At 55.3% G+C, this 3253-nt stretch carries 2 protein-coding genes; both read left to right on the top strand.

Annotated features, from left to right (window positions below):
* The first annotated feature begins 240 nt into the window (after positions 1-240).
* Entirely contained in the window at positions 241-843 is a 603-nt protein-coding gene (locus F3J43_RS23600; protein WP_166892983.1) for a replication protein, read from the top strand.
* 791 nt (positions 844-1634) lie between these two features.
* Complete coding sequence (locus tag F3J43_RS23595) at positions 1635-2792, top strand: protein rep (protein WP_166892980.1); 1158 nt, start codon at positions 1635-1637, stop codon at positions 2790-2792.
* Positions 2793-3253 lie beyond the last annotated feature (461 nt).

The raw sequence follows: 3253 nt of genomic DNA, 5'->3' as shown, positions 1-3253 counted from the left end.
AAAAATGTGCCAAGCATAGAACCACTCTATCTAGATAGAGAGACATAGAGATCGGTATGCTTCGCCGACGTTTCTATTTTTCGGTGACTCTATGGAAATTTTCACTGCGTTCATTTCTGCGATCTCGGATGCCAACCCAATGGTTTTGGTAACCGTTATCTCTGTGGTTGCTCTCCTGGTAGTAGGCGAATGTGTTCGGCAGCTGTGTAAGGCAATCTTGGGTTCGAAAGGAAAGGGCTGATGGCCAAAAAGTTTTGCATGTGCCCAACCTGGTGGGTCAGGGATGAGCAAGGTCTTGGGCGATTTTCTGCTGGTAAGGATGCAGGTCAGAACATCGCTGCCTTGAAGTGTGTGATGGCCATCTCAACGGCGGTCGATTTCCACAGTAGGAAGGCAAAGCTGTCTCTCTCTGATTTGGAGATCCTGACTGGTCTTTCTCGGCCGATGGTGATTCGTGGTCTTGCCGTTTTGCAGGGTTTTGAGATCGTGAGGGTTGGTAAGGCTGGCCGTGTTCATGAGTACGAACTTACGGTTCTGGAAGAGGATGCAAAATGGGGGAAAATCCCTTACGACCTGGTCCTGAAGCAGTTACCTACGCTCCCGAATAGGGGAGCGATTCCACTAACGGCGCTGAAACTTTATTTGTTGCTCATTGCTTTCAGGAACAATTCGTCTGAAACGATTGCTATGAGGTATGACGTCATTGAGCAGCGTTTGGCTTGCCAGCGCTCTCAGGTGCGTCCTGCACTCGACATTCTGTACACCCACATGCTCATTAGTGTGGCTTTGGTGGGGCAGGAGAGGCAGCGTCTGCACAATGTTTATCAGGTCCTAGGACTTTGAGAATTCGATGCAGCCATCGCGTGATTAGGGTGGGTCAAGGGCCGCACCCCCGGCTCGTCGGGGAAGCGCTTCATCTCCCCGGCGAACGGAGGTACGGGCGAAGCGAACCCTTGAACTTACGCTGATTAGACATGCTATGGCTGGTGGCTGGGGGGCTTTTCCCCCAGCCGCCTGCCTCGCGGCGAGCAGCCCCCGGAGGGCCGCCGGAGGCATTTGTGATTTAGCGCAAAGGGGGCTGCTGACACGGTTAGTTGTCGTGGCAACCTATGGCTATGGCAGGAAAGGCGAAGTGGAGTTGCCGCCTCTTCTTTTGGAAAAGACTGTGAGAGTCAATGAGTTGGCTGCGACAGCGGCTTGAATCGAGGCTACTTGCAGAGCAAGATAAATGAAGCGCTCATGGGAAAATGAGGCGCCAAAAACAACAAAACCCGGATCAAAGCGCGCCAACGCTCCCCGGGTTTCATCGTTAAGATTCGGGGATAGTATGACCATCAAGCACGGGTTTTATCAAGTGCTGACCCCCGCCAGGACTGGCGGAGGCGGCTGTGACGGCATCGGATTGCGGGCGTAAAACCGCTGGTCGGGGCGGCGCCTCGGGAAGTACACGAAATCCTCTACCCCCCCATGACTTGCGAGCGAAGCTGCAGGCCAATCGGGCGGAGCGTTATGACCTCCTTGCATCTGCACGGGCCCTGTTCCTCCATGAGGGAAAACGGGAAGGATTGCTGCACCCGCAAGACTGGCACCGCACGGCCAAGTGCAAATGGACGCCAGTGGCAGGAATGGTCGGTGTGCACGCCTCACGTGAGCATGGCAGTGCTTTCTACAGCGGGGTAATGAACTGCGGCAGTGTTTGGGCATGCCCGGTCTGCGCGGCGAAGGTCCAGGAGCGTCGCCGGGAAGAAGTGGCGAAGGCGGTGGCCTGGGCTGATGCTCAGGGGCTGCAAGCGGCGATGGTCACTCTGACGTTTCCCCACTATGCCTGGCAGCAATTGGCCGAGCTGCTGCAACAGCAGAAAACCGCGCTGAAGTACCTGCGCGAGGGCTCGCCTTGGGTCCGTTTCAAAAAATCTACGGGCTACCAGGGGCTGATCCGTTCGCTGGAGTTGACCCATGGTCAGAATGGCTGGCATCCGCATACCCATGAGCTGTGGTTCGTCGATGCTGGTACTGATGCTGACACCATGAAAAAGACTGTGCTCGAGCGCTGGAAGACCAGTTGTGCACGTGCTGGTCTGCTCGACCTGGATAACGCTGACCAGGTTGCCGCGTTTGAGGCGCATGCCATCGATGTGAAGGGCTGGTGTACGGCCAGCGACTACCTGGCCAAGCAGGATGACAGCCGCCATTGGGGGGTGGATGCGGAGATTGCCAAGGCCTCGACCAAGGCCGGCCGGGCCAAGGGCAAGCATCCGTTCGCACTGCTCGCGCTGTTCCAGGACGGTGATCTGAAGGCCGGTCACCGTTTCCTCGACTACGCCGCGGCGATGAAGGGTAAGCGGCAGTTGTTCTGGTCCGCTGGGCTCAAGGCTAAGGTCGGCGTTATCGAGCAGAGCGACGAGGAAGTGGCGGAGGAGCAGCGCGACGACGCCGACTTGCTTGGCCACCTGGAGATCGAGCAGTGGAAGTTGATCCGCCAGGCGGGGCTGCGCGCGAAGGTCCTGGACCTGGCTGAGAGCAATGGCGGTTGGGTGGCGATCCTGCACCTGCTGCGTGGGCTTTCTAAGCCGCCATCGGACGAGATAGAGCCAATTAGAGCCAATCAGATCAACTTAGATCCACTTAGATCCACTCAGATCCATTTAGAGCCAATTAGAGCCTGCAATGGGTGCAAGGGAGGCACGTTACCGACTGTTTACACAGTCGTCGTGCCAAAGGGTGTCCCTTTGAAACCCGGCCTTCGTCATGACGAAAAAACGTCTCTGCAACGGGTGCTACTGAAGGATTGAACGTCTCCAGATAGCCGCTTGCAACGAACCAGAACGGCTTGGCAAAGCCCGACAACAGGGCAAGACAGGTGGAGTTAGCTAACGCCACTCCACGTCTTGCCCATTCGCCTGCCGGCTCAAGGGGGGCGATTTAACGCGCTTCCTCGAACGTCTGGATACGCCTTGCGATTGTCCGGACCGGTGTTATGGTGAAGAAATGTGGCCTACCATTTACCAATGGTCATGTGAGGTTTACCGATAAATAGCCTTTTTTGGCTTCTAGTTTACCGATACAGAGAACGTATTAACCATTGTTAAAATCCTACAGGCCTTGTATTTAAAGGGTTGTAGCGTAAAAAATGTGCCAAGCATAGAACCACTCTATCTAGATAGAGAGACATAGAGATCGGTATGCTTCGCCGACGTTTCTATTTTTCGGTGACTCTATGGAAATTTTCACTGCGTTCATTTCTGCGATCTCG

Source organism: Pantoea sp. Cy-639, assembly GCF_011752525.1.
Classification (GTDB): Bacteria; Pseudomonadota; Gammaproteobacteria; order Pseudomonadales; family Pseudomonadaceae; genus Aquipseudomonas.
The sequence above is the reverse complement of the archived record's forward strand: the minus strand, read 5'-3'. Positions and strand labels throughout refer to the sequence as shown.

Excerpts from the sequence above, each read along its gene's own strand:
- F3J43_RS23600 (WP_166892983.1), top strand. The coding sequence starts at position 241 with ATGGCCAAAAAGTTTTGCATGTGCCCAACCTGGTGGGTCAGGGATGAG.